Here is a 24,752-nt window from a genome sequence, read left to right on the forward strand (position 1 = left end):
AGACCTAAGCGATGAGTGGTTTCAGACTTCGTATGTATTCATGATGTTTGATTTTGTCTGCAAGAACAACTGTAATGAGTTGGGTGATTCCAGCAAGAATTAAGTCTGCATGCAATGTTTTCTCATTCTGAGTACGACGTCCTGCAAGACAGAGATTCTCTTTTATGTGATTGATATCTCTTTCTACTGCGGTTCTGATTTTGTAAGTGTTATCCCATTCTTCGGTTCCACGAATGGTTCCGGGATAGGCACGAAGATCTTTTTCAGGATAAACATAGATCATACGTCCACACTCAGAAGTAGTACAGGGATTATCGCAGATACAATGTCTATGATATTTTCCGGTTGATGCATCCTTAACATACTTTATCTTAGGACAGATAAACTTATATCTTTTTAAACCATTTTTTCTTGTAGATGTGCCTTCGTGTTTCATTGGAAGTGAATCATCATTAGGGCAGCAAGGGATGCCGTTTTCATTCACTTTACAATCAGGATTTTTTAATCCGGATCTGGAATTCAGAGGAATGTATGCTTTTTTAAAGTGTTTATTTTCGCCAAAGGTATTGCCTGTCAGCAGTTCTCCATAAAGCTGGCAGGAGTCAAATGCTGCATCACCAAGAAATGTTTTGGGATTCATAAGCGGATGCTTCGCAAAGAAATCTTTTAGTGTAGGAATGAGTAATTTAGCATCATGAACACACTTATCTTCATCAGGAGAATCAGATTTCTTTTCCACAACGATTTCAGGATGTGAGGTCATAAAGTCTTTGTTGTAAAAAGATATATGCCGGATAATGCCAAGACCATTGGTAATAATGCCAAACTTGAAGACATAGCAAAAATGACCATTAATGTATAACTGTTTAATTTCTGGATTTGCGGATGCGTGTGTTGGCATAGAACCATAAGCTGCTTTATAAGGATCATAACTCTTGTCGAAGCTGTTAGCTTTGGCATAAGCTTTGAGTTGCCTGATAATACGATTTGCGTATTTCGGATTATTTTCAGTAACGAAAGCCTCAATGCCAGAAGAATCAAAGATGGTCATATCAGCTTTTGAAGAATCAATAGCATGACAGATTGGTTCGGTTAATTCAACAAGGTTATCAAAAACAAGCTGAAGGTCATCCATAAAGTCCTGTTTGAAGCGGGTGATTTTAGAAGCATCTGGAACTTTAGTGAAACCACAAAATTCACGCAGTGGTTTTGAATAAGCAAGAAAAGTTAAAAGAAGCTGGTCTGTGGGAATAGAAAAAATACGCTGAATAATCAACGCCCATAGCAAAGCGCTTAAAGGGTATTTACGGGTTCTGCCCGTTGATGCATAGAAATGATTTCGAAAAGAAATCGGAACGATCTCATCAATATCGATGTGGTTTTCTAATAGAGACAGAAACCCAGGTTTGTCATTTTCAAATTTATCTTGGCAATCCGAAAAAAAATCTGCCAAAGAAAGCTGTTTATATGGTATCATAGATGTCAGAATAACTCCTTTCTTGGATGCATGGTTTATAGTTTTTCGTCAACTCTATTATACCATATCCGGTGAGGGGTTATTTGTTTTTTGTGGTTAAAAAATGCCGTATTTATGCGGCATTAGGCGTTTCGCAAACGCCTAATATATCAAATAAATAGTGAGGTAATCAGTATGGATACAAAAATATTAACAACTTCGATGGTTGGAACTATACTTCAGCCGGGCAATGACTCCTCTTCTATGGCGCAGCAGCTCTCCGGCCTGTTTGACGAAGGCTCTATGTCAAAAGCAATAGAAACCTTTGAAGAAGTAAAGTCTCTGATGTCATGCTATCAGTGTGCGATATTAGAGGTCGAAACGAAATTTAAGGTGTTAAACGAGCGTTTTTCGGTGAACCACGAGCGCAACCCTATCGAGACGATTAAGACAAGGATAAAATCCCCGGAAAGCATCCGCGAAAAGCTGATCCGGCGAAATCTTCCCCTCTGTCTTGCCTCACTGGATGAGATACACGATATCGCCGGAATCCGGGTCATCTGCTCCTTTGTGGACGATATCTATATGCTCGCGGACTGCCTTCTCAAACAGGACGACATCCGGCTGATCAAGAAAAAAGACTATATTGCACACCCCAAGGAAAACGGCTACCGCAGTCTCCACCTCATCATTGAAATTCCCATTTTCCTTGAAAACGAAAAACGGCTGATGAAGGTGGAGGTGCAGCTCCGGACGATCGCCATGGAGTTCTGGGCAAACCTGGAGCACAAGCTCCGTTATAAGAAAAATCTCTCCGAGGAGCTGACTGCGCTTACATCCGCAGAGCTTTCGGAATGCGCGCAGATGAGCGCGCAGCTTGATCTGAAAATGCAGAATATCCGGGATATCATAGAAAACAGTTAGTTTTCCGCCAGCAGGATGGGAGAAAGCTGCACCGCGCAGTGAAAATTTTACTCGCCCGCTATACAGCGGGCGCACAGCAGCAGCCTTCCATCCTCCCGCGTGTAATCGCAGGTCATTAAAAACAGAAAGCGTTCCTCCTCCCGGAAGGAGGTCTCACGCCATATAAAAGCCCGTTCCCGGAGCTCCTTTAGCAGCCTGCTCTGCTTTCCGTCGTCCGGCTTATCAAGGTATTCCCGGATTGGAAAGTAATCCGGCGCGTCCTCATAACCGGGAATTACGAGCGCTGCAAAAATCCGGTAATAGCGCACGCCGTATTTTCCCTCCCAGCGCACCAGACTGTGTTTTTTAAAAAAATCTTCCTCACAAAAGGAAGTCAGTTCTCCGAACATGCTACCGTTTCGCATATGATGCCCGTAGATCAGCAGATTTCCATCCGCCATCCCCGTTTCGTCCTCCTGCTGTGTCAGACAGTCGGCAAACAATGTCCCGCAGCTGCTCTCTTCTCCGTAAAAATCATGGTTCAGATAGTATTCATTATCCGCTCCGAGCACCACCGGCAGGTCGATCTGCGTGCCGTACACCTTCAGCCAGCCCAGGTAATCCTCATTCAGACCGGACAGCTCCCGGTAGGCGGCAGAAATCTGCCGCGCCGCGCCATCCGTTTTGCTGCCGGTATAAACAGGATCGTGTTCCCTCCCCGCTCCGGCATCCACATGAATCTCTGACAGCGAAGCGTTCTTTTTCTCTTCCCGATATTCCTGACGGTACAGCTGCGCCGCCCAGACAACTGTCAGCACGAAGCCGCACGCAAGCAGAAGCTTCAGCAAGCGGACAGGGCTATGCTTTCTTTTTCTCATAATACTCACATGCAAGATAGCCGGAGCCGAAAATCAGCGCCGCCAGAAGGAGCACATTTTTATCCATCCCGTAATCTCCGGTCTTCGGAAGCTTTCCGGGAGTTTGCTTTCCGGGAGTTTCCACTTTGTCCTTCTCCGGGTTTTCCACATACAGATAAAAGTCTGTCCACAGCCGTCCGCTGCCATCCACATCCTCCGACTTATTTTCTCCGCCGATCGTGTAGGACCCTTTTTCCGGGATCTCAACGTAAGACGGCACCTCACCGGATGCCAGTACCGGCAAAGCGCAGCAGGAAGCTGCCAGACAAAACGCTGTCGCCGCTAAGCCGCATATTCTGTTTTTCATTTTCTTTTTCATTTTCCCATACCCCCTGTATCCTTTTTCTGCAAGCGCGCCCGGCTCATGCGGATACCCGCTTTCTGCGCGCCGGACGCGCAATAGTCTGTGCGTTTCAGTTTAATACGGTGATCGTGATCTCGCAGCCTGCACTGCCGATCTCCTCCTCCGTCTCCATATCGTATGCGTAGAAGGTAGCCGCCGCCGGATAATCCCCGGCTGGCAGATCCACGCTGAGCGAGTCCTCCTGGATATGATAATTCGGATCGATCAGCCCGGAATCATAGATCTGCTCCCCTGTGTCGCTGCGCACGATACGCACGAGCATAGCGTAGCGGTTGTTCGGCACATTCTCAATCTCGAGATTTCCCTCTGCGCTCCCGTCTTCAAATACGGGATTCGTGTTGATTGCAATATGGAACATCCCCTCCTCGATCACCCGGTCCAGCTCTGCCTGTATCTCCTCCTCGCTCTTGCCCTCAAGCTGCCCCAGCTTCGCCTTAACGGCGTCCTCCAGATGATCATCCGGCTTTCCCGTCAACAGATAATGCTGAACGAGCAGTGCGATAATGATCAGCAGCATGACAATGATCACGATGATCGAAAATTTCTGTTTTTTGTCTTTTCCCTGCATACCCTGTTTCATTCCTTCCGGTTCCTTAATTCTTCACATGAATGGTGATCTCGCAGCCTGCGCTGCCGATCTCTTCCTGCGTCTGTATACTGTAGGCGTAAAATACTACATTCGCCGGATAATCCCCAGCCTCCAGATCCACATCCAGCCTCGCGTTCTGGATATGGTTATTCGGCTCAATATATTTTGTGGAGTAGATTAACTCCCCCGTATCCTGCCGCGTGATCTCCACCCGCATCAGATACAGGTTTGCAGGCACATTTTCAATCTCCAGATTTCCCTCCGAAGCGCCATCCTCAAATACCGGATCGGAATTGATCGCAATGTGAAACATTCCCTCCGTCACGACGCGATCCAGCTCCGCCTGTATCTCCTCCTCGCTCTTGCCCTCAAGCTGCCCCAGCTTCGCCGCTGCCTCCCGCTCATACGCAGGCTCCTCCTGCGGCCGCAGCTTCATCCAGACCAGTATCAGCGCCGCCGCAAGCGCCACGATTACGATTACAAGCACCGCCGTCAGCTTCCGGCCGCCCGTTTTACTTTTTTTGTCCTGATCGTTGTTCATTTCTGTCATCATCCGTCTCTTTCCTTCTTCCATCTGTATAGCTTATGCGGTGGCTGGAAGCGCAGGAGTTCTTCCAGCCCTGGCATAAATCATACGCCGCCACGTTTAGGGTATTTTAATCACTTCGCGACTACTCAACCGTCACATAATTTCCGGTCTCCATACGATCAAGAGCCGGAGCTACCGTATAGGTTACGCGTACTACCGGAACGCAGCCTTCCTCGTTCACGCTGCCTCCTGCGATCGCCGCATATACCGGAAGATCTAATGTTCCCGCATTACCATCTTTTGGAGCCGCGATAAACCAGTTCAGATCCTTAATATCCAGCGTCTGCTCTTCCACGCCGCCTGCAGCGGACACCGATGTCATGGTGGACGTATATACCTTGTTCAGGTCAAGTCCGTTCACTGTCATTGCGATCTCGCCGGCCTTCAGGTCTTTTGTAGCAGAAGTCGGCTGGATAGCCCAGGTATACGCCTCTACTTTAATCGTCGGCACGTTGATCTGGAGCGGAGCATTGTTTGCCTTACCGCCGTCCGCATACTGTACTGTAGCCTTCGTAATTGTTTCTCCGTTCACTTCTACGCTCTCTACCTGATTCTTAGTATCTCTGTAGAAATAGTCCGTAACACATTTTTCTGTTTTCGTATCAGTATGAAGATCGCAGTCAGAGAGTCTGTAAATCATATAATTATCGTCCGCATCATCCGACGCTTTCTTGTTGATATACCCGTACTCGCCGCTTGTCTCCTTTGATTCCGCCTTAAGAGCTGCAAGCGCTCCGCCTAAACCATTCAATCCCGCGATATATTCATCATAGGTATCTGCTTTTCCTTCGTATTCAGCTGCATTCCACTGTGCTTCGCTCAGAATGTTCTGCACCGTATAGCAGGCATAAATGTAATCTACTGTACGTTTATCCGTATAGTAGCTTTCATTTTCCATATGATATGCATTTCCGGTCGGAGCGACTACCTTGCCGTTGCCGCCGTAGCCGTACATACAAACATACAGCGGAACCGTTACAGATACATTCGTTTCACGTTGTATCTTCCATCCGATCTCATAGTGGCAGATGCCGCCGGCGCCCGGTACGTCCTCCGGATCCGGAATATCTATCGGACCGTCTGTACCATCCTTGTCTACGTTGATGTAGAATTGTGTGCTGCCCCTGTAATTAACGGTATTGTCTTCCTCTGTCTCCATCACTTTCTGCTCGCCGACTGCTGCACTATCTTTCGTGCCATGGGCTCCCGTATGCTCCGCCGCCATCGCACTGGCGCCAAGTCCTGCGATCATTGATACCGCCAGGGTAAGTGCCAAAAATTTTCTTTTCATAATGATTCTCTCCTTCCAACCTGTGTTCTTATTTTTCTGCCTGTTCCGGCTCCTGCCCGGAAAAGCTGTATTTTCAAAGAGGCTTTGGCTGCGCCGTCGTGAAAGGACGGCGGCCGCCTGCACTCGTTTGAACGTTACGGATCATTTTTGTTTCTGTCCGGCGGGCGTCACCCGTCCGCCATTTTGCTGTACAGTGTGATCTCGGCGGCCGCGCTGCCTACGATCTGGTGTTCTTCCGTCGTGTATGCCGTGAAGGTTGCCGTCGCTTTGTGCTCTCCCTGCGGCAGCTCCTCCTTAAGATCGATATACTGGATATACTGACCTGGCTGAATGCCGCCGCTCTCATAGAGCGTCGCGCCGGTATCATTCAGTACGATCGCCACCTTGAAAATATACCGGTTGGCCTCTATGTTCCAGATATTGGCCTGCCCGTTCGTCCTTCCGTCTTCAAAGCTGATGTCGGAAGCAATGGAAATGTTCAGCATCCCTTCCTCCACCACGCGGTCCAGCTCCGACTGAATCTCCCCCTCCGACATGCCCGGCAGGATACCGGTCACCGCCATCGGATCAAAAAAGTCGTCGTCGTTGTAATCCTGCCGGAAGATGAAAAACCACACAAGCACTCCGGCAATCAAAACAATTACCAAAAGCCCGACGGCGATCAGTGCCGCCCTGCTTTTTTTCATTTTCTTCATGTCTGTTGTCCTCCGCCGCTCTGACCCGGCCGTCTCAGTTTTCTGCAGCGGCCACCGTATAAGTGACCGTGCAGACTCTTGCTTCGCCCTCTTCATTGACGTTTCCGCCTGCGATCGCCGCGTCTATCTGAATGCTCAGGTTCTGCGGCTCTCTGTTTGCCCCGGAGCCATCGTCTCCATCGCCGTCCTCCGTGATGAGCGGCGCCGCCGGGATCAGCCACCTGTCATTTTTCGAGGTGTCTGTTTTCTCCTCCGTGACCGTCTGACCGTCCAGCGCAAGATACATTTCTCCTGCTTCCTTCAGCTCCGCAGCTTTTTCCTTCAGATCCCAGATGGCTTCCGTCGCCTGCACAGACGTGATCTGTACCGGGCAGTTTGAGCGGCTGGTAATTGCGTAAGCTTCCTCTGTCGGAGTCACCACCTTGCCGTTTCCGCCGTAAGCATACATGCAGACATACAGCGGAACGGTAACGTTGATCTGTTTTGCTTCGTCCGGATATTTCCGCAGCAGTACCTGCTGTTTCTCCACTACCTTCAGAAGTCCTGCCGCCTCGCGTTTGGCCACATCCTCCGAGTACTTATCCGCGTTCGGTTTCAGATCATCGCTGTACTCTGCGATCACACGGTAGTCCACATAGTTGGGGAAATCCACCGTGATCGGCATGCCGCTGTTCGGCTCATTCGTCTCCACGTAGATATAGCTGCCTGTCGGCTTATCATAATCGTCGCTGTGGAGGTAAACCTGCAGATCTCCAAGCTGCATACTGTTATAAATCTTCAGTTCGCCGTCCAGATAAACAGCGCTTCCCAGACTGGCTGCAGTTCCGGCAATCGTGCCTCCGTATGCGATCGTCTCTCCGCCGTTTACATACAGCGCGCCGCCGCGGCCGTTTTCCATTGCATTGTTATTGTTCCGCAGCACCGTTCCGCTCGCGATCCGCAGAGTGCCGGCATTTTCGATCAGCGGCGCCTGCGCCTCCACTGCCGGAGCCGTCGTCCTCTTATTTCCGCCCTGCCCGGTGCTGTGTCCGTCGATCACCATGGACCGCAGTGTCAGGTTTCCGTTTTCTGCGATCTTAAACAGCGCGTTTATATTGCTTTCCCGGTTGAAACCGGTCAGCTCCGCTGCCGCATCAGGCTTGCTGTAGCGCATGATCTCCGCTTCCTTGTCAAGCTCTACGGCTCCGTCACTTCCCGCGTACCTTAATTCTGACAGGAGGATACTCGTGTTGATTGTTACGGTATCTACCACATACAGTCTCGGACAATTTCTTTCCTTCAGCAGCTCATACGCCTTTTTCAGCGTCTTCACCGCCGTCTCCGGCGTTGAGCCGATCGTCAGCTCCGTGCGTTTATCATCGTATTCGTCGCTGCCGTTCACGCCGTCGATATAAACAAAATGCGGCAGCTGCAGCTCCAGCATATTTGCTCTTCTGGGGCCATTCTCTATAAGGCTTTCGTCCTCATTATTGAGATAATAGAAGCGCGCCACCTCGTCCACCAGCGGGAATTTTGCCTTCTCTTTATCGTTCGGCTTTTCCATCCCATCCGCATACAGCGCGATGTCTCTTCCCTCGTACGGGTTTTCCGGGTCGATGATCCAGCTTCCATTATTTAGGAAACCGCCGCTGTTCACGTCGATATAATGATCCGTTTTCAGGTAAACCTCACCCGACACGTTCATCTGGCCTTCCACCGAGAAGCTGCCGCCCTGATAAACTGCGCTTCCTTCCTTTGCGGACGCATTGGAAATTTCCGTTCCGGCGTACAGCTCAGCGCTGGCGCCTTCTGCAATATAGATAGCTCCGCCGTTCTCTTCCGCCCGGACGCTTTGGAATTTTCTGGTAATATTCTCCTTCGGCATAACGACGCTTCCTGTGCCTGCATACACCGCACCGCCATTTACAGCGGAGGTATTTGTAATGCTTGCCTCATACATCGTTACCGCGCCGCCGTTTACATACACCGCGCCGCCGTTTCCAACACTGCTGTTTCTTGTCAGAAGCGCATCCTCTTTCAGCGTCAGGCTTCCGCCGTCCACCCGGACCAGAGCTGCGCCCTTCACTGCCGGCGCATTGTATCTGGGATTCGCCGACGGAAATGCCAGGCTGTGTCCGTTTACCGTCAGCTTATCGCCGACCGTCAGAGCGCCGCCGTCTTTCACAACAAACAGCTCGTTTACGTTACTTATCGCCGTGTAACCGCCCAGATAGGTATCTCCATATTTGTCTTTGAGTTCCTTCGTAACCTCCTCCCATGCGTACGGCTGAGAATACCGCCGGATAGCCACGCCTCCCGGAACCTTATCCTCCGGAATCGTAATTACGTTCCCATCAGTATCCGTATAGCTTCTGCTTGTGATCGTGATATCGGCACTCTCAATCGTCACCGTATTTACGACGAACAGCGTGGCGGCTCCGCGCTCCGCCAAAAGCTGATAGGCGCGCTTCAGCGTTTTAACCGCCGTATCCGGCGTATCGCCGTCCATATATGCCGCATCGCCGAATCCCCAGTCATCCTTTCCGTTTACTCCGTCGATATAGACCACCAGAGGCTGTGTAAGCTCCAGCGTATCCTTATCTTCATCATCTTCGGTACGGTCATTGCGGTTTGCCAGCGCATACATCGCCGCCACATTTTCCGCCATCACGAAGGTGCTGCCCGCCTTGTCTGTCTCAGGCGCATCCTTACCATCCTGGTAAATGACTACCGGACGCGTATAGTAGGCGTCGCCCAGGGAAATTTCAATCTTACTCTTCGGACTAAAGTAGGTTTTTATCTGAATGACGTCCTCCTCCGGCTTCGCCAGCGGTTCTCCGTTTTCATCCTTCTGCACCTCTCCGAGATAGATATCGCCATTAATGGTGGGACTTCCCGTCAAAACCAGCTTACCGTCCTGATAGATGGCGTTGCCCTGCTGTTCTGCCACCGTATTGGTGATCTTACTGCCATTCAGTACAGCCGTTCCGCCATCTTCAATGCGCATCGCGCCGCCACAGCCGGTGGTGGTGTTATTCTGTAAATTCGTACTGCTGTTTGCAGTCAGCGTACCGCCACCTTCTACCTTTATGATGCATCCCTCAACAGCCTGATCCAGGTACTCGCTGCCGCCGTCGATCGTTATATATCTGCTCAGCGTCAGATTTCCGCCCTCTTTCACTTCCACCAGGTTGCCCTCATATACGGGATACACATCCTTGGCGCCGATAGCAAAACCGGTATACCGGCGGATCGACTGGTTCGACGAATACAGCTCCCATGTTTCCGTGCCTTCTACCTGGACCGGACCGGATACGTAGATCACACCCGGATCAGATCCCAGTAATTGTTTTGCAGCCTTAAATGTTTTCACCGCCTTGTCGGGGTTGACGCCTGTATGATCGCCCATTTTATTGAACACAAAATCATCCGAGCCCGTTACGCTGTCGATAAAGACACACCGTCCCAGTACGATATCCATATCCTTACCATTCCAGGTGTCGCTGCCTGCCATCAGGATATAGGATGCGTTCTTTACTGTGAACCATCGAAGCGCCGGTGTTGCAGTCTCGATACTCCCCTTCGTTGGCGTCACTACCGTACTGTTGACCCGAAACAGACGATTTGCGTAGAGTAAGCCTTCCGGTTTATCATCATTTACCTCCACCAGATACGTGTTGCTGTTCTGGCAGGTGGCTGCAAGCTCGATCTCACAGTCTGTACTCAGGAGATAAATCGCATCCTCGATCACCGCCTGATTTCCGTACAGCCTGATATGGCGGAATTGATCGCAGTAGATTCCCTGTCCATACACCGCCTTGTTTCCTTCTATATAAGCGTTATGTACGGAAACGTACTGGTTTTGATACACCAGAGAACCTTTTTGGGATTCTTTATCTGCATCATTTTTCAGATACAGCGCTCCGCCGTTTCCGCCGGCTGTATTATACAGGAGATAGCCGCCGTTCAGGATAGATTCCCAGGCTCCGGAGGTCGTCCTCAAAGAACCTGTATAATTGCGATTATCATCCGTAAAATAGATGCCGCCGCCGTCTTTCGCCGCCCGGTTTTCACTGATGACCGCGCTATCGTTCACATTTGTCGGCTTCAGCGTAAAGACGCCGCCGCCGTTTCCCTCATACGCTTCGTTCTCCGTAATAAGAGCATTACCGCCGATCGTCAGTGTTCCTCTTACATCTGCATAAATCCCGCCGCCGGCCTGCGCCGTATTCCTGCTGATGACGGCGTCCCCGCCGATCGTGAGCGTTACGCCGTAGCCGACATAAACTCCGCCGCCTACATTGACCGTACAGATACCGTTCTCTATCTTGCTTTGCTCTGTCTCATAAAGCCCTGTCTGTCCATTCTCCCGGATGGTTCCGCCCGTTATCGCACAAACGCCGTATGAGCTGCTGCTGCTTCCATACAGGTGAACGCCGCCGCCCTGTATCTTCCCGCCCTCTGCGTTTCGATAAATATTACCGCCGGTCATGGTAAGATCAGCTTCGTAGGCATATACATAGATACCGCCGCCCTGTATAAGTCCGGCTTTACCCAGGGCATTCTCATAAATAGCGCCGCCGGATACCGTCAGATTACTGTATCGATCAGCACAGATGGCGCCTCCGCTTATTTGCGTTACCGTCTCCGCCGCTTCCACCGCATTTCCGGTGATCTCACCGCCACTTATGATCACACTCGCCTCATCCGTGTTGAAGCTGCTGTTATCTAATTGTCCGGCACAAATAGCGCCGCCCTTTATTACACAGCCTTCTGTGCTGACTGCATTGCTGGTAATCCTGCCACCGGTCATCTCAAAGGTGCCGCCCCGGTCTACGCCCACGGCGCCTCCTTTCATCACAAGAGCGCCATTCAGGATGCCGTTCGTTTCAACGACCACGGTGCCTCCCTTTGCTTCTCCGCCTTTGAATCCGTTCATATGGCCGGATATCTCGCCGTCAGAAAAGGTCAGATGTCCGTTTTCTCCCACATAGACGCCGCGGCCTCCCACGTTGTCCTTAATGTCGGCCCGGCACTCCACGGGACCGCCCTTCACAGAAACGCCGGCTGACTGCTGCTTTCTTGTCCAGGAAGAAAGCGTATTCTTATCCTCGCGGATCTTGTTTCCGGTCACTGCACCGTTGAGCAAAACCCTGCACTCCTCCGAGCCGTTTACCGCAATGCCGGCTCCATTGTTCGCCGTATTGCTTGTAATCTGTGCGTCAATCGTCACCTCGCCGGACGAACTGCATCTGTATGTATTAATGTAGACGCCGCCGCCCTCCACTGCAGCAAAGTTTCCGCTGATCTCTACGCTGCTGTCAATCGTAACATTCGGGCAAATGGCATGAATACCGCCCCCGTATGCATAATAACTGCTGGAGAAAGAACCGTAGTCTGCATCGCCGTCCGACATAGCGATATTATTGCAGATCTTTGTTCCGTTTTCGATCTTCAGGCTGGCCGAAATGTCGCTATACTTTGTTGTTGAGAATCCGTCTGGTATCCTCAGGAAGCAGATGCCGCCGCCCTCGTTTTTGCTCCGGTTGTTCGAAATACTGCCGCCGGAAATATTCAGCTGCGCTGTCGTCGAACCTACGTAGATGCCGCCGCCTATGTAGGCCTCATTATTCTCAATCGTACAGTCTGTTATATTTACCGTACCGCCATCTCTGATATAGACACCGCCGCCTGTGCACATTCTGTTACTCTGGTAAGGCTCATTTACATTTCCGGTTATGGTAACCTTGTTCAGCGTCAGTGTATGTCTGCCCACAGCATCCGAAAGATATGCCGTAACACCCGTTCCTCTATTATCGCGGATCGTCGAGTCCTGTATCGTCATCTCATGCTTGTCGGTGTTTCCGTTAAGGTAGATGTATACGACCTCTCCCATATTTCCGCAGTCATTCTTTTCAATTATCGTGTCTTTCATACCCGCAAGCCAAGACGTGTCGCCTACATATACGATCCGGCTGGCCGTACAGTCGTGAATATTTGCGCCATCTATCTGAAGAGCTGAACCCTTAATTGCTTTGCCGTATCGTGGATCTTCCTTGCCCACATACACAACCGCTTCCGACGACACTGTGCAGTCTTTGATCTCGCCACAAAGCGTCAGACTGCCGCCCTTCGCAGTCGTGCCTTCTACCCAGACAATCGGTTCTGACTTGTTGCTGCAGTCGGTGATCAGCGCGCCCTTCTGGATTTCCGCCTCGCCATTCGTATACAATGCACCACCAAATTTGACTGCGTCTTGTGCCTTCTGATTGCGCAGAACTGTTCCGGAAGCCAGGACGATCTTACTGTCCTGAGCTCCGCAGATCAGCCCGCTGGGGTCTTTCTTCGTGCTCTCAAGGACACTGTCGCTGTTTCCGTCCAGCACCAGGTTTTCCATGGTCAGATCGCCGTTATTTAAAACATTTGCCAGATAATCAGCGTAATACTCCCGGTATCGCTGTATAACAGGCTGCCAGGTCTCTCCTTCCGAATTCGTGAAGTTTCCGTCCGCATCCGTCAGCGACCATGTTTCCTGGCTGCTTATGTCTACCCGTCCGCAGATCACAATATTTGCCCCCGGACTGCTCTTTGCAAGCCTTTCTTTTGCCGCCGCAAAGGTCTTCACCGCATTCTCCGGACTGGAGCCGCTGTTCTCGTCGCTGCCGTTTTGCCCGTCCAGATAGACATGGAGGCCATCTGCCCAGATGTGCTGTTCAGGATCTTCCGTCTTATCCTTTACCGAAAGTCCCGGAACAAGCTTTGCTGTTTCCTCCGTCAGTGTAAACTGCTCCAGATACTGCCCCGCTTCCACCGTTTTTTCCTTATTGGACTCCACAACGATCCTTCCGGTGAAGTCACCGTGCAGACTCAGCAGGCATTTTGTCGTTTCTGTAAGCTCCTCTGCAAGCCCGATAGCAGTATCCCGCAGATAGATCTCCAGCGGTTCTCCTTCTACAGTTGACGCAAGAGCGCCGCCCAGTATCAGCTTGCCGCCTGTACCCATATAGATCAGCGGCTGCGTTTTTGACTTGCCTTCTTCCGTCCCAAGGAGTGTAACAGTGGCGTTCAGCGCGGCGATTCCGTGTCCCCCATGAGTCGCTGCCGTCGTATTGCCTTCTATAATTCTAAGGGAAAGTAAGATGCCTCAATAAAAGAAAAACCAGCAAAAAACTTGCTGGCATCTTACTTTCCCGAATTGTACCGAGACGCGGACGGGAAGCTAGTATGTAAATTGTATCGATCTTTCTCTGCCATTGCTTTTCTGGATTATGGATACCTGAAAACAGATTCTGTCAGCCACAGCTGTCAGCAGGACATGCGGAATAAGCTCCCTGACGGAAGCTGTTGTGGGTATTCGGTTTCGGAGCCTTAGGCAGGGGATGTTCGTATCCCCCTGCAGCAGGCTAACCGGAGCATTGCATGAGCCTTACAGTGAGGGCACGCGGTGACGTCATGCCCCCATTTTTGAAAGATGACCTCTGCCGGGGAGAGGCCTTTGTATTTCTGGATATATTGCCTGTAGCCCTGAAGGTTGAAGATCAGGGCAAGGTTGTCTTTCCGAAAACGGTTATTGAGATAACCATAGTAACGGATCTTTTGGAAGCCTTTCGGAAGCACGTGGAGCAGGAAACGCTTCACAAACTCCAGAGGAGTGACGGTAAGTGTCCGGGATTGCCTGCCATCTTCGCCGCGTGCCGTGAAGACCACTTTATCCTCTTCCACGGAAACGATCCGGGAGTCCGAGATCGCCACTTTATAAGTATAGCGTCCCAGGTACTCGATGGCATTGCCGTTTCCGTTAAACGTTTCCTTGACTTTGGCGACCCATTTACATTGGTACAGCCTGTCCCGGAAAGCAGCCCATTCATAATGATTGCGCAAACAGGCTGCCGCTCCGGTAAGGACCAGACCATGCTGGCTATAAGCGTGGTCAAGCATGGAAAGGAACTTTCCCCGGAATTTTGCTGCGAGGATGCTTTCCGGAATAAAAAAGGAGTCCCGGTCAAGTGTTTTAAGCTGCCTGTCTGCCGTAAGCCCGCCGCCGGAGATCACGGCGTGGATATGCGGATGGAACAAAAGCTCCTGTGACCATGTGTGGAGTACCTGTATAATGCCAGGGGCAGCCCCGAGGTACTTTGGGTCTGCGGCCAGTTCCATGATCGTCTGTCCGACACACTTATGGAACATGGCGAACAGCTGTTTCCTGTTGGCAAGGAACAGGGAGTTGAGTTCATGGGGGCAGGTAAAAACCGCATGGTAATATGCGGAGTCGATCACCTCGCTGCTGCGTTCATCTACCCAGAGTTCCTTGCGCAGGCCGCCGCAGACCGGACAGTTGCGGTTTCCGCAGGAGTTGTAGTGGATCCGTTTAAAGCCACATTCTGTGCAGGTATCCATGTTAAATCCGCAGGCAATGGTACGGCATTTGCAGATATCGGAGACCAGTTTCTTCTGCTCCGGGGAAAGGACGATGCCTTTATCTTCCAGAAGCTGTCTGGAAGCCAGCTGAAAAATCTGCCGGATCTTAGAGCCGCTTCCGGAAGGCTCCGATAAAACAAAGGAAGAGGAGCCTTGCGGGATAAAGGGGGATAAGGATTCCGGGAAGTCCATCACAGCACCTCCATTCCATCCATGGGGCTTTTGATTTGTTCCATAGAGAGCATGGCCAAATGGACATAGTAACGGGTGGTGTTGGTGGAAGCATGCCCAAGCAGGCGGGAAAGGGTCTCCAGATCCATCCCGTTCTGATAGCTGTGTGTTGCAAAAGCATGGCGGAACGAGTGGCATGTCAGGCGGTGGGGCCAGTGGAGTGCTTCTTCCTGTTTGAAGAGGAAGGACTGAATGAACTGAGGGTAGATCGGCTTATCCACCGAGTGCTGCTGGGTAAAAAGCCAGTCACGGGTACGCATGGAGGCAGGAAGGTCCCGCCAGTAGGCACACAGGATCCGGTAAACATCTGCGGAAAGGATAGTGTAACGGTCGCGGTTGTTTTTGCTGGGCGCTACATAGATTCGGGAATTGGAATGTTCAATATGGGCGCATTTCAGGGTGCAGACCTCTGAGATACGCAGGCCTGCAGAATACATGAGGGAAACCATGGCTTTCTTTTTGAGGTCCTGAATACTGGAAAGGAAGTTTTCCACGATATCGGGGGTGGGGATAAAGGGGAGATGGAAGGTCTGCCTCCGGAGAGGGATCTGTTTTGCATTCCAGGGAAGCCCGAGGACCGCTTCATATAGGAAACGGATTTCGGAAAGGGCATGGTTGGTTGAATTATCGCATAGATTCCGTTCGGTCTGGAGTTGGGTGATAAAAGCGCGTATCTGAGCAGGAGAAACCTCAGCGGGATCTTTGTGCAGGGTACTGGAGCAATAATCCAGAAAAGGAGCGGTATATGTTTTATAGGACTGGATCGTATTGGGGCTGTATTTACCGAAGGAAAGGATTTCTTCGATCTGGTCAAGGTAATTTGTCATGGGAAACCTCCATTAAAGAATAGAACTACAGGTACAGAGATGGATCTGCAACAGGCGGAGGCCTGACAAAAGAAGTAAAAATTTCAAATATGTAGTTGTTGGGTTTAAAAATCCGTGATAAACTAAGCATAGCAGTTCTTGTGTATGTGTTTAAGGTTAAGTGTGGTAACTCAACAATACAACATATATTCAAAAACTGCTACTTTTATTTAGAAAAAATTTATTAATTATGAAAAAAAGTGGTGGTTTTACGTACTTAGGGCTAGCCGCCGCGCTAGCGGCTTGGTACAATGGAATCCTTTACTGTAACGTCAGCGCCAGTCTCAGCGCTGATACCGCCGCCGTCCGCCCAGGTCTGCCTTGACGAACTGGGACGCTCATTGCCTGTGATGGTACAGCCATCAAGCGTGGCCTGAACATTACCCCTGAAATACAGTGCGCCTCTGCTGCTCTGCGTATTCAGAATTTCCGTGTTCGTAAGATTTACCGTACCTCCGGATGCTGTCAGAGCTCCTCCGCCGGTGTGATTGGAGCTTCCATTATACGATTCATTATCCAGCATCGTGCAGTTCTGCAAGGTGAGCGCTCCGTTATTCACAAGGATGATCGCCTCGCCCCCGCTGTACTTACCTTGCTCAGAGATCATCTCATCGGCTGCGCCGTCCCACAGGATGCCATCTGCCGTCAAACTGCCCGCCGCTGTCACAGTCACCAGGGCCGTATCGTTCACCCTGCTGTAGCGCTTCACTCTCAGTGTCTCCCGCTTCAGCTCCGGCGAGGAGGCCTCCGGCACTGTCACATCGGCAAGAGACCAATTGGCCGCACTGTCGACTGTCACCATACCGCAGATGATGATCACCGGATTAAAGTCAGGATTCTCTTCAAGCGCTTCTATCAGCTTTTCTTTTGCTTTTTCAAAGGTCTTTACTGCCGTACCCGGAGTAAGGCCGGTCCTGCCGTCGTCGCCGTTTACCCCGTCCAGGTAGATGCCCTGCTCTGCCAGAATGATATCCGGGCTGTCCTCCGCCAGCTGAGTGGGGTACGGATCCTGCGGCATATTTTCTCCCGCAAACTTCCCGATCTCACCGGTAACATCCGTCAGAAATTCCCCGCTGTCGTAACCAAGTTCAGACGGCGTCAGCGTACCGTCGTAGGGAACCACCACTCTCCGGCCCACACTAAAGTAAGAGGAATCCGCTGTTTCTCCCAGCACAAGGGATATCTTATTTTCCTGCTCTATCGGTGTGAGCAGGCGGAGCGCCTGGTTGCTTCCAAAGTACACCTTCTGTCCTTCCGAAATCCTGCAGTCTCCGGTCAGCGCCAGCATAGCGCTCAACGTACCGATGGAAGTAGTCGTAAGGATAATGCCCGATTTTCCTTCTCCGTTGTTTTCTTCCACCGTTGTCCGCGCCAGCACCGCCCGTTCGTCGCCAAACAGATCTATACCCGCGTTGCCCGTGGATCGATTTCCTGTTACTTTCGTATCACTGATCACCGTGCCGGCTGTCGAAGAAATCGCGCGAAGTCCGGCAAAGCCGCCTGCCTCATTCTTGTTCTCTTTAATCGTGCAGTTTTGAACCCTGATCCGGGGAACCCACGATGTATTATTCTTATCACTATAATTACCCAGGCACAATCCCGCAGTGCTTCCGCCGGACGTTCCATTTACTGTATTCCCGCTGATCTCTGTATCTGTCACCGTCACCGGATAGCCGCTTCTCAGATCGAAATATACGCCCGCATAGTAATCTGATGCATTATTATTAACCTTACAGTGATCTATCGTGCCTCCGTATCCGCCCGCAGCGCACAGGCCGGAATATTCTTCGCTGCTTTCGTTGTCCGTGATCTCCGCATAGCTCGCCGTAATGCTGCCGCGTGTATAAACAGCGCAGCCGCTGTCACTGTTATTTGCTATCTTTACCGGATTTTCCGCCGTTCCGTTCAGCTTCAGCGCCCCGGCGGAGGTTTCTCCATAGGTGGGATTTCCAATTATGCCGCCCATGTTAATGATGCGCTCAGCGCCTGTGTTGCCGCTGATCTGGGTTCCTGCCTCCAGCGTCACATTTCCGCCTGACTCCGTGCAGATGATGAACCTCCAGTTGCTGTTACCCGTGATCTGGACGCCGTTAAGCGTCAGCCCAGCGCCCGAGCGGGCATAAAACATCGCCATATTGTCTGTTGTTGAGTCTCTAACGGATATTATTGGGCTTGTCCCGGATATCGTTCCGCTGTAGGAGACCTGCGCATTTCCGTCTGCGTAAATAAGGCTTCCTACGCGCGGCAATTCGTCTAGCGTCCCGGGCCTGTAGTCTTTCCGCTCTTTATACGTCTTCTGCCCCGTCACAATGTCCGCGCCGCTTTCCACCGTGACAAGTGCGTTGCCCGTGGCATAAATCGAGCTTCCGTCCTCGGCGCCATTTCCTGTAATGAACGCGCCGCTCTTCACTGTAACGACCGCATTCCCATCGGCATAGACAGCGCCGCCCGGCTTCCAAGACTCGTTTTCCGAATTATCCTTTGCTTTATTTTCGTTTCCCTGAAGATATGCTCCCGCCTCCATCACAAGACTGCCGGACACCTTCAGCGTCGCATCGTTCTTTCCGGTCAGACTGATATTTTGCAGAGTCAGCGTTCCCGTTACCACTGCTACCGGTCCGTCGCACATAACAGGGCTGGAACTGCTCATAGTTCTGGTTATACCTGAGCTGTCAATATACTGTCCACTCCAGCGCTCCACCGCGTTTTTACCGGCTTGGGCAAACTCTGACAGATCCCAGACTGTCTCTTCTGTGACCTCCGGCGCTTTGCCGATCACTCGGATGCCGCCAAGATCAGGATTTTCTCTGAGAATCTTTACCGCCGTTTCCATCGTGTTGACCGGCGTATACGGAGTCAGTCCGTCCTCCTCGTCAATATCATCCAGAATTCCATCGTCATCATAGCCGCGGTCAGCGCTTAAAAATACATATAGATAATCATTATTTTCCGTCACGTATACCGTGTTGTTCCGGAAGATCAGTTTGTATTTCCTCTGGAGGCTCTTATCCAGCACGATCTGCTTCGCCATCTCCCCGGCATTCTCACCCTCCAGCCGGATCAGCGGCGCGCGGTGCTTTGAGGACGCCGCGATGGCTGTGTCAGCTGTATACTCACCAAATTTAACGACATAGGTATCGCCTTCCGGAATATTGCTTACTGTCAGTCTCGGTTTCTGCGGAAATTCACTTTCGATATACTCAAAGAATATCGTCCCGCCGTTCATTTCCACATTGTTAAGGGCGGCCTTTCCTCCCAACATACCGATGAGGGGGTAGCTTCCGCTCAGCGTCATATTGCTCAGCAACCAGTCTTCCTCATTGTTCGCGATCTCAAACAGATAACCATTGTGCTTCGTCGTATACTGGGCAAGCGTAATAATTCCTTCGCCATCAAGGACTGCGCCTGTAAAGTTGCTCACCTCCGCGCTGCCGTTTTCTACGAACTCCGCGTACGGGTTCCAGAAATAAATCGTATTACTTCCATTTTCTTTCGCCGCCGCAAAAGCCTTCGCAAAATGCAGCATCGGGTCGTCGGCGGTTCCTGTGCCGTTTACCGTACCTGCCTCTTTAACGATCTGATTCTCCGCATTCCTATCCGGTGTATTCTTTGGATTAAGATGAACAGGCCCTGCCGCGCGCATAGTATCCAGCGGCATCTGCATCGCGTTGGAAAAAATCTGCTGTGCGGTCTGCTCTGGCTTTTTTTCCTCTGCCGCCATCACCTTTTGCATAGCAAACAAACCAGGAGCGTCTGTCGTCTCCTGATTTTCTTCTGCGGATGCTGTTTCTGCACCGACTGTTGCTGCGGCAACCATCTCTGCGCCTGCCGTTTCAGCGGATGCCGCCTCTGCGGATGCTGTTTCAACGCCTGCCGTCTCTGCACCTGCTGTTTCGGCGAAGGCCGTCTCTGCGGCCGCTGTCTCCCGGCTGCCGCTCTGCCCCGGCGCGGCGGCAAGTGCCGCCAGCCGGTAGTAATAGCTGCTGTTGTCGTCCGTCACGACTGTCGTATAGGAAAGGCCTGTCTCGTCTTCAATATCCTCCCAGCTTTCGCCGTCCTCAGAATACTGCCACTGAAAAGCTGCATTTTCCAGACCGTATACTTCCGCGATAAAGGTGATCTCTTCTCCTACCTTTACATTTTCCTGCTCCGTATGGATCGTGATCTGCGCTTCTTCTCCTGCGGCCGTCCCGTTTTCCTCCGGTTCTCCGCTTTCCGACATATCTTCTGTCTCTGACTCACTCTCCAGCGTATCTTCCGTCTCCGACTCGCTCTCCAGCGTGTCTTCCGTCTCCGACTCACTCTCCGGCGTGTTTTCTGTCTCGGACTCGCCCAGCTCCGTCAGGTCGCTGCGTATCCATGCCGTGATCCCGTCATACGTAATCTGATACCAGGTTTCTTCTCCATTTGCGGCCACGTCGAGAATGACAAGCTCCGTGCCTGCCGCTTCGACCCTGCCCACGGCTGCCGATGCAACGTCAGGCAGCTCGCGAAGGTTGACGCTATCCGTATTTGTATAAATCTTCCGGCCGATCACGCTTTCCGGCTCTGCCGCAGTTTCGGTTTCCGTTTCGTCTTCGTTTCCGGTTTCGCCTTTGTTCTCAGTTTCACCTTCGTCTCCGGTTTCGCTTTCGGTTTCTTCGGTCTGCTCAAATTTCTCCAGAACGCCCGCGCGATCCATAATATGCTCCATATTGGCATAGCCCGCAATGGAGCTGTCAGCTAACCCGTATTCTCTTTTTAATACGGATCTGTTTTCATCTCCTGCAATTACGAAGATCCGGTTCTCTGCCGTATCTGCTACGATTCCGATATGATCCGGCGTGCTGTCGCTGTCATAGTTGAAGAAAACGAGATCGCCCTTCTGCGGAACGTAATCTCCGCCGCGTTCTTCGTACGCGCCGATGTTTTCCAGCTGCGCTTTCCATCTGCCGCACTCCGCCTCACGCGGAAACCATTCGGCCGGAATATCTGCATAATACAGACAGAAGGATACAAACATCGCGCACCATTCTTCGTACATCATGCCGTACCAATGTCCATAGCGTGTGTAGCCCTGCTGTTCGCCGTTGTCATCGATTATAAAATTGCGTCTGCTCTCCTCATAGCCCAGCTGTGTAGCTGCAATAGCCGGAAGATCTTTTCTCCAGTCACCGGTCAGCGTAACGCTTTCGACGCTCGCCGCCCAGTCCTGCGCGCTTTCTTCTTCAAAAACCGATACCGGAAGCGATACCTTTGCAGACGCTTTCTTTCCGGAATCATCCGTAACTGTGATCTTCAGCTCGTGCACGCCGAAGCTTTGCGGCATATACGTAAATTGTATCTGACCTGCTTTTTTCGCCGTAACCGTCTCTTCGTGTACGATCCCGCCGTCCAGCGAAACGGTAAAGCACACCGTATACGGCGCAGTCCCGTCTTTTACTTCTGCCTTACAGACAATTGCCTTCTGTCCCGCTGTCGCGTAGCGCTGTTCCAGGTGCAGCTTCACGGACACTTCATGCTCCGGCAGGTCGTCCTTCTGCTCCTGGCTTTCCGTCTGCTTCTCTTCAGTCGATTCCTCCTGCGTCTCCGACTGTGTCTCCCCGGTCGATTCCGGCTGCGGTTCCGATTGTGTTTCCGGCTGTGTCTCCGGTTGTGTCTCCGGCTGCGTTTCCGGTTGTGTCTCCGGCTGCGTTTCCGGTTGTGTCTCCGGCTGCGTTTCCGGCGCCGGCTGTGTTTCCGGCTGTGTCTCCGGCGCTGCCTGTGTTTCCGGCTGTGTCTCCGGCGCCGGCTGTGTTTCCGGCTGCGTCTCCGGCGCCGCCTGCGTTTCCGGTTGTGTCTCCGGCGCCGCCTGCGTCTCCGGTTGTTTCGCTGCCGTTTCCGGCTCGCTCACCGCCAGGGGTTCCATCTGTGCGGCCGTTTCTTCCATAACGGTCGATGGCTCCGCCTCCTCGCCTGCATACACACTAAGGCTGCCGAATGGAGCGGTCACATCGCCTGTGCATAATACTACGGCCAGCAATAAAGCGAGTATTCTTTTTATTCTGTTTTGCTTTCTGCCGATATTCATTCCTTTACCTCCCGTTTTTTTATATGATCAGCTTCTGGCTGTTTACCAAATTGCACCCGGCGCTTCACCCGGGAACATCAAGCTCTGCAATTTCACACATCAGTTCTGCTTTGTTCATTTTTTTATTTTCCCAGAATTTTTTCTGTATGCTGCTTGCCACCGCGACGCTTTCCTCGTAAGAACGTTCCAGAAGCATCAGTCCGAATTGCAAAGGCCCAAGCTTCGAGACCACATCGCCGCTCTGCGACAGATCAAAAATAATTTCTTCCAGAATTTCTGCATCTTCCTCCAGCCTCTGATTAGAGAATGGAGTTCCCGGCGCGCGATCCTGCCTCCTTATCGTCAGAAGCATCATATATTCCACAATGCCGATCCGTTTGCTTCGCCGCGCCTCCATCCGATACAGCTGCCGGAACATATGCGTATCGCAGAATAAAGCGTTGTTGGTCACCTTCTGTTCCCGGATACTTTTTGTAAAATCGCTCATATCCAATATGCGGCGCTCCTGACCGGTCGTCAGCTCACGCAGCGTCTGGCTGAGCGCACTGGAATTCCAGATCCCAAGCGTTTCATATATTAATCGGTTTGCTTTCTGATAATAATGAAATGCAAGCTCCCGTTTTCCCTGCATGTATAAGCTTCGCATCATATAACAGTGAATTTCCTCATCGGATGCATCCTCCGTCAGAGCACGGCTGCAAAGCAGCTCGATTTCTTTCCAGTTTTCCTCTTTCTGATAAATCCGGCACAGCTTTTTTACTGTTTCCGTATATGTAGAGCGATACAACATCACCTTCGGCACCATCCATGCCTCGTCCGCCAGCTTGTGAGATACATTTCCGCCATAGCTCTCCAGTATTTCGCGGCACAGCTGTTTTTCCATGTCTGAACCCATTTCAGCCCTGGCAAGCTTCCTCACAAGCTTTTCGTAATGTTCATAATCCGTTTCCACCGGCAGCCGCGGATTCCACTGGTAAGCCCCAGTGAGCGTACATATATATTCTCTTTCCCCCAGCTCCCGCAAGCTGTTCCTGAGCCGGTAAATCATATTTTTCAGCGCATTCTCCGGTTTTCTGGAATTGTCTTCCCAAAAAGTGTCGACCAGTCGCTGCTGGGACACAGCCCTGTCCCGGTTCATGATCAGATATACCAGCAAACACACAAGCTTCCTGGAATGGAGTTTTTCTTCATCCAGCGTCCTGCCGTCACATTCCAGCTGAAAACCGCCTAATATCCGTAATTTGAGAGCTTTCATAACTTTTTCCCTTTGTTACTGTTCGTTCATTAAGAAAAGAACCCGAAAAACGTAGTTTCACTGTGAAACCACTGCTTTTCGGGTTCTTATGAAAAAGTTGATAAAATTAGACATGCCAAAAAAGGCAGACTCCGAGTGTCTATAGGTGTCTGTCTGTCTGTCTGTCTGTCTGTCAAAATTATATTTTCTGCCCATGCAAAATGCAACCCCTTTGATACACTTTTTTTAAGTATATCTCCTGGCTGTCACATTCCGGTCACATATAATTTTTTTCTCTCTTTTTATTTTGTGATTCGGGAAAAAGAAAAAGACATCATTTCTGACGTCTTCTCACCATTCTCTCTATATATCATTTCAATATTTTTTATCCAAACCTGCCGGTGATATATTCCTCTGTTTTCTTATTTTGCGGTTTTGCAAACATCTCTTTTGTGTCGCCGAATTCCACCAGCTCTCCCAGGAGGAAAAAGGCGCAGCGGTCGGAGATTCGCACTGCCTGCTGCATATTATGTGTAACCATGATCACGGTGTACTGCGATTTCAGCTCCATCACGAGATCCTCAATCTTTCGGGTGCTGATCGGATCGAGGCTTGCAGTGCTTTCGTCCATCAGAATAACACTCGGCTGCACGCTGATCGCACGGGCAATGCAGAGACGCTGCTGTTGTCCGCCGGACAGCCCAAGAGCGGAGGTTTTCAGACGATCCTTCACTTCCTCCCAGAGCGCCGACGCTTTGAGAGACTGCTCAACGATCTCATCGAGCTTCGCCTTTGAGCGGATGCCATGTGTTTTGGGACCGTATGCGACATTCTCGTAAATGCTCATCGGGAAGGGATTCGGCTTCTGGAATACCATGCCGATCTCCTTGCGCAGCTTTGTCACATCTACATCGGGAGCGAAAATATTTTTGCCGTTATAATTCACCTCGCCAGTAATGCGCACATTCCCCACCAGGTCATTCATGCGGTTCAGGGTTTTCAGAAAGGTCGATTTGCCGCAGCCGGACGGTCCGATCAGAGCCGTGATCTCGTGCTCCGGAATTTCCGCCGTAATTCCTTTCAATACCTGATGATTTCCATACCATAATTTTAAATCTCCGGTTGTTATTATCGGATTCATTCTTATCTCCTTCTTGGGCATTACATTTTT

Annotated in this window: 14 protein-coding genes; 1 reads left to right on the top strand and 13 read right to left on the bottom strand. The window is 51.1% G+C overall.

Annotated features, from left to right (window positions below; genetic code table 11):
• Positions 1 to 4 precede the first annotated feature (4 nt).
• Positions 5 to 1,477: a transposase gene (locus ACLU9Q_RS16585; RefSeq protein ID WP_412624679.1), complete on the bottom strand. Its 1,473-nt coding sequence runs from the start codon at positions 1,475 to 1,477 to the stop codon at positions 5 to 7.
• A gap of 174 nt (positions 1,478 to 1,651) precedes the next feature.
• Between ACLU9Q_RS16585 and ACLU9Q_RS16590 the strand changes: the two genes are divergently transcribed.
• Entirely contained in the window at positions 1,652 to 2,380 is a 729-nt protein-coding gene (locus ACLU9Q_RS16590) for a GTP pyrophosphokinase family protein (protein WP_330592683.1), read from the top strand.
• A gap of 47 nt (positions 2,381 to 2,427) precedes the next feature.
• On the opposite strand, the gene srtB is transcribed toward ACLU9Q_RS16590, so the two are convergent.
• The 12 genes from srtB to pstB form a co-directional block, all read right to left on the bottom strand.
• On the bottom strand, positions 2,428 to 3,237 hold the full coding sequence (srtB, locus tag ACLU9Q_RS16595) for a class B sortase (RefSeq protein WP_296908269.1): 810 nt from the start codon (positions 3,235 to 3,237) through the stop codon (positions 2,428 to 2,430).
• A complete protein-coding gene (locus ACLU9Q_RS16600; RefSeq protein ID WP_296908267.1) occupies positions 3,218 to 3,595 on the bottom strand; it encodes a hypothetical protein in 378 nt (125 codons plus the stop codon). Before ACLU9Q_RS16600 ends, srtB begins: the two co-directional genes overlap by 20 nt.
• A 94-nt stretch (positions 3,596 to 3,689) precedes the next feature.
• Positions 3,690 to 4,220 carry a hypothetical protein gene (locus ACLU9Q_RS16605; RefSeq protein ID WP_296908265.1) on the bottom strand — a complete coding sequence of 177 codons (531 nt, stop codon included), beginning with the start codon at positions 4,218 to 4,220 and terminating at the stop codon, positions 3,690 to 3,692.
• Between the two features lie 13 nt (positions 4,221 to 4,233).
• Positions 4,234 to 4,782, bottom strand: coding sequence for a hypothetical protein (locus ACLU9Q_RS16610; protein ID WP_296908263.1), 549 nt, complete (start codon positions 4,780 to 4,782; stop codon positions 4,234 to 4,236).
• Positions 4,783 to 4,900: 118 nt separating this feature from the next.
• A complete protein-coding gene (locus tag ACLU9Q_RS16615; RefSeq protein ID WP_296908261.1) occupies positions 4,901 to 6,109 on the bottom strand; it encodes a hypothetical protein in 1,209 nt (402 codons plus the stop codon).
• Positions 6,110 to 6,276: 167 nt separating this feature from the next.
• Positions 6,277 to 6,804 (bottom strand): hypothetical protein, encoded by a 528-nt coding sequence (locus ACLU9Q_RS16620; RefSeq protein ID WP_296908258.1) that lies wholly within the window; start codon positions 6,802 to 6,804, stop codon positions 6,277 to 6,279.
• Between the two features lie 34 nt (positions 6,805 to 6,838).
• The gene (locus tag ACLU9Q_RS16625) at positions 6,839 to 13,786 is read right to left on the bottom strand and encodes a hypothetical protein (RefSeq protein ID WP_412625659.1); all 6,948 of its coding nucleotides are present in this window, start codon (positions 13,784 to 13,786) and stop codon (positions 6,839 to 6,841) included.
• 365 nt (positions 13,787 to 14,151) lie between these two features.
• The gene (locus ACLU9Q_RS16630; RefSeq protein ID WP_412624585.1) at positions 14,152 to 15,393 is read right to left on the bottom strand and encodes an IS91 family transposase; all 1,242 of its coding nucleotides are present in this window, start codon (positions 15,391 to 15,393) and stop codon (positions 14,152 to 14,154) included.
• Positions 15,393 to 16,259: a tyrosine-type recombinase/integrase gene (locus ACLU9Q_RS16635; protein ID WP_412624586.1), complete on the bottom strand. Its 867-nt coding sequence runs from the start codon at positions 16,257 to 16,259 to the stop codon at positions 15,393 to 15,395. The genes ACLU9Q_RS16630 and ACLU9Q_RS16635 overlap by 1 nt, the downstream gene beginning before the upstream one ends.
• Positions 16,260 to 16,533: 274 nt before the next feature.
• On the bottom strand, positions 16,534 to 22,347 hold the full coding sequence (locus ACLU9Q_RS16640) for an SH3 domain-containing protein (RefSeq protein ID WP_412625660.1): 5,814 nt from the start codon (positions 22,345 to 22,347) through the stop codon (positions 16,534 to 16,536).
• Positions 22,348 to 22,411: 64 nt separating this feature from the next.
• The gene (locus ACLU9Q_RS16645; RefSeq protein ID WP_412625661.1) at positions 22,412 to 23,602 is read right to left on the bottom strand and encodes an AfsR/SARP family transcriptional regulator; all 1,191 of its coding nucleotides are present in this window, start codon (positions 23,600 to 23,602) and stop codon (positions 22,412 to 22,414) included.
• A gap of 364 nt (positions 23,603 to 23,966) precedes the next feature.
• A complete protein-coding gene (pstB, locus tag ACLU9Q_RS16650) occupies positions 23,967 to 24,722 on the bottom strand; it encodes a phosphate ABC transporter ATP-binding protein PstB (RefSeq protein WP_412625662.1) in 756 nt (251 codons plus the stop codon).
• Between the last annotated feature and the right edge of the window lie 30 nt (positions 24,723 to 24,752).

This window comes from Marvinbryantia sp. (assembly GCF_047017445.1).
GTDB lineage: Bacteria > Bacillota > Clostridia > Lachnospirales > Lachnospiraceae > Marvinbryantia.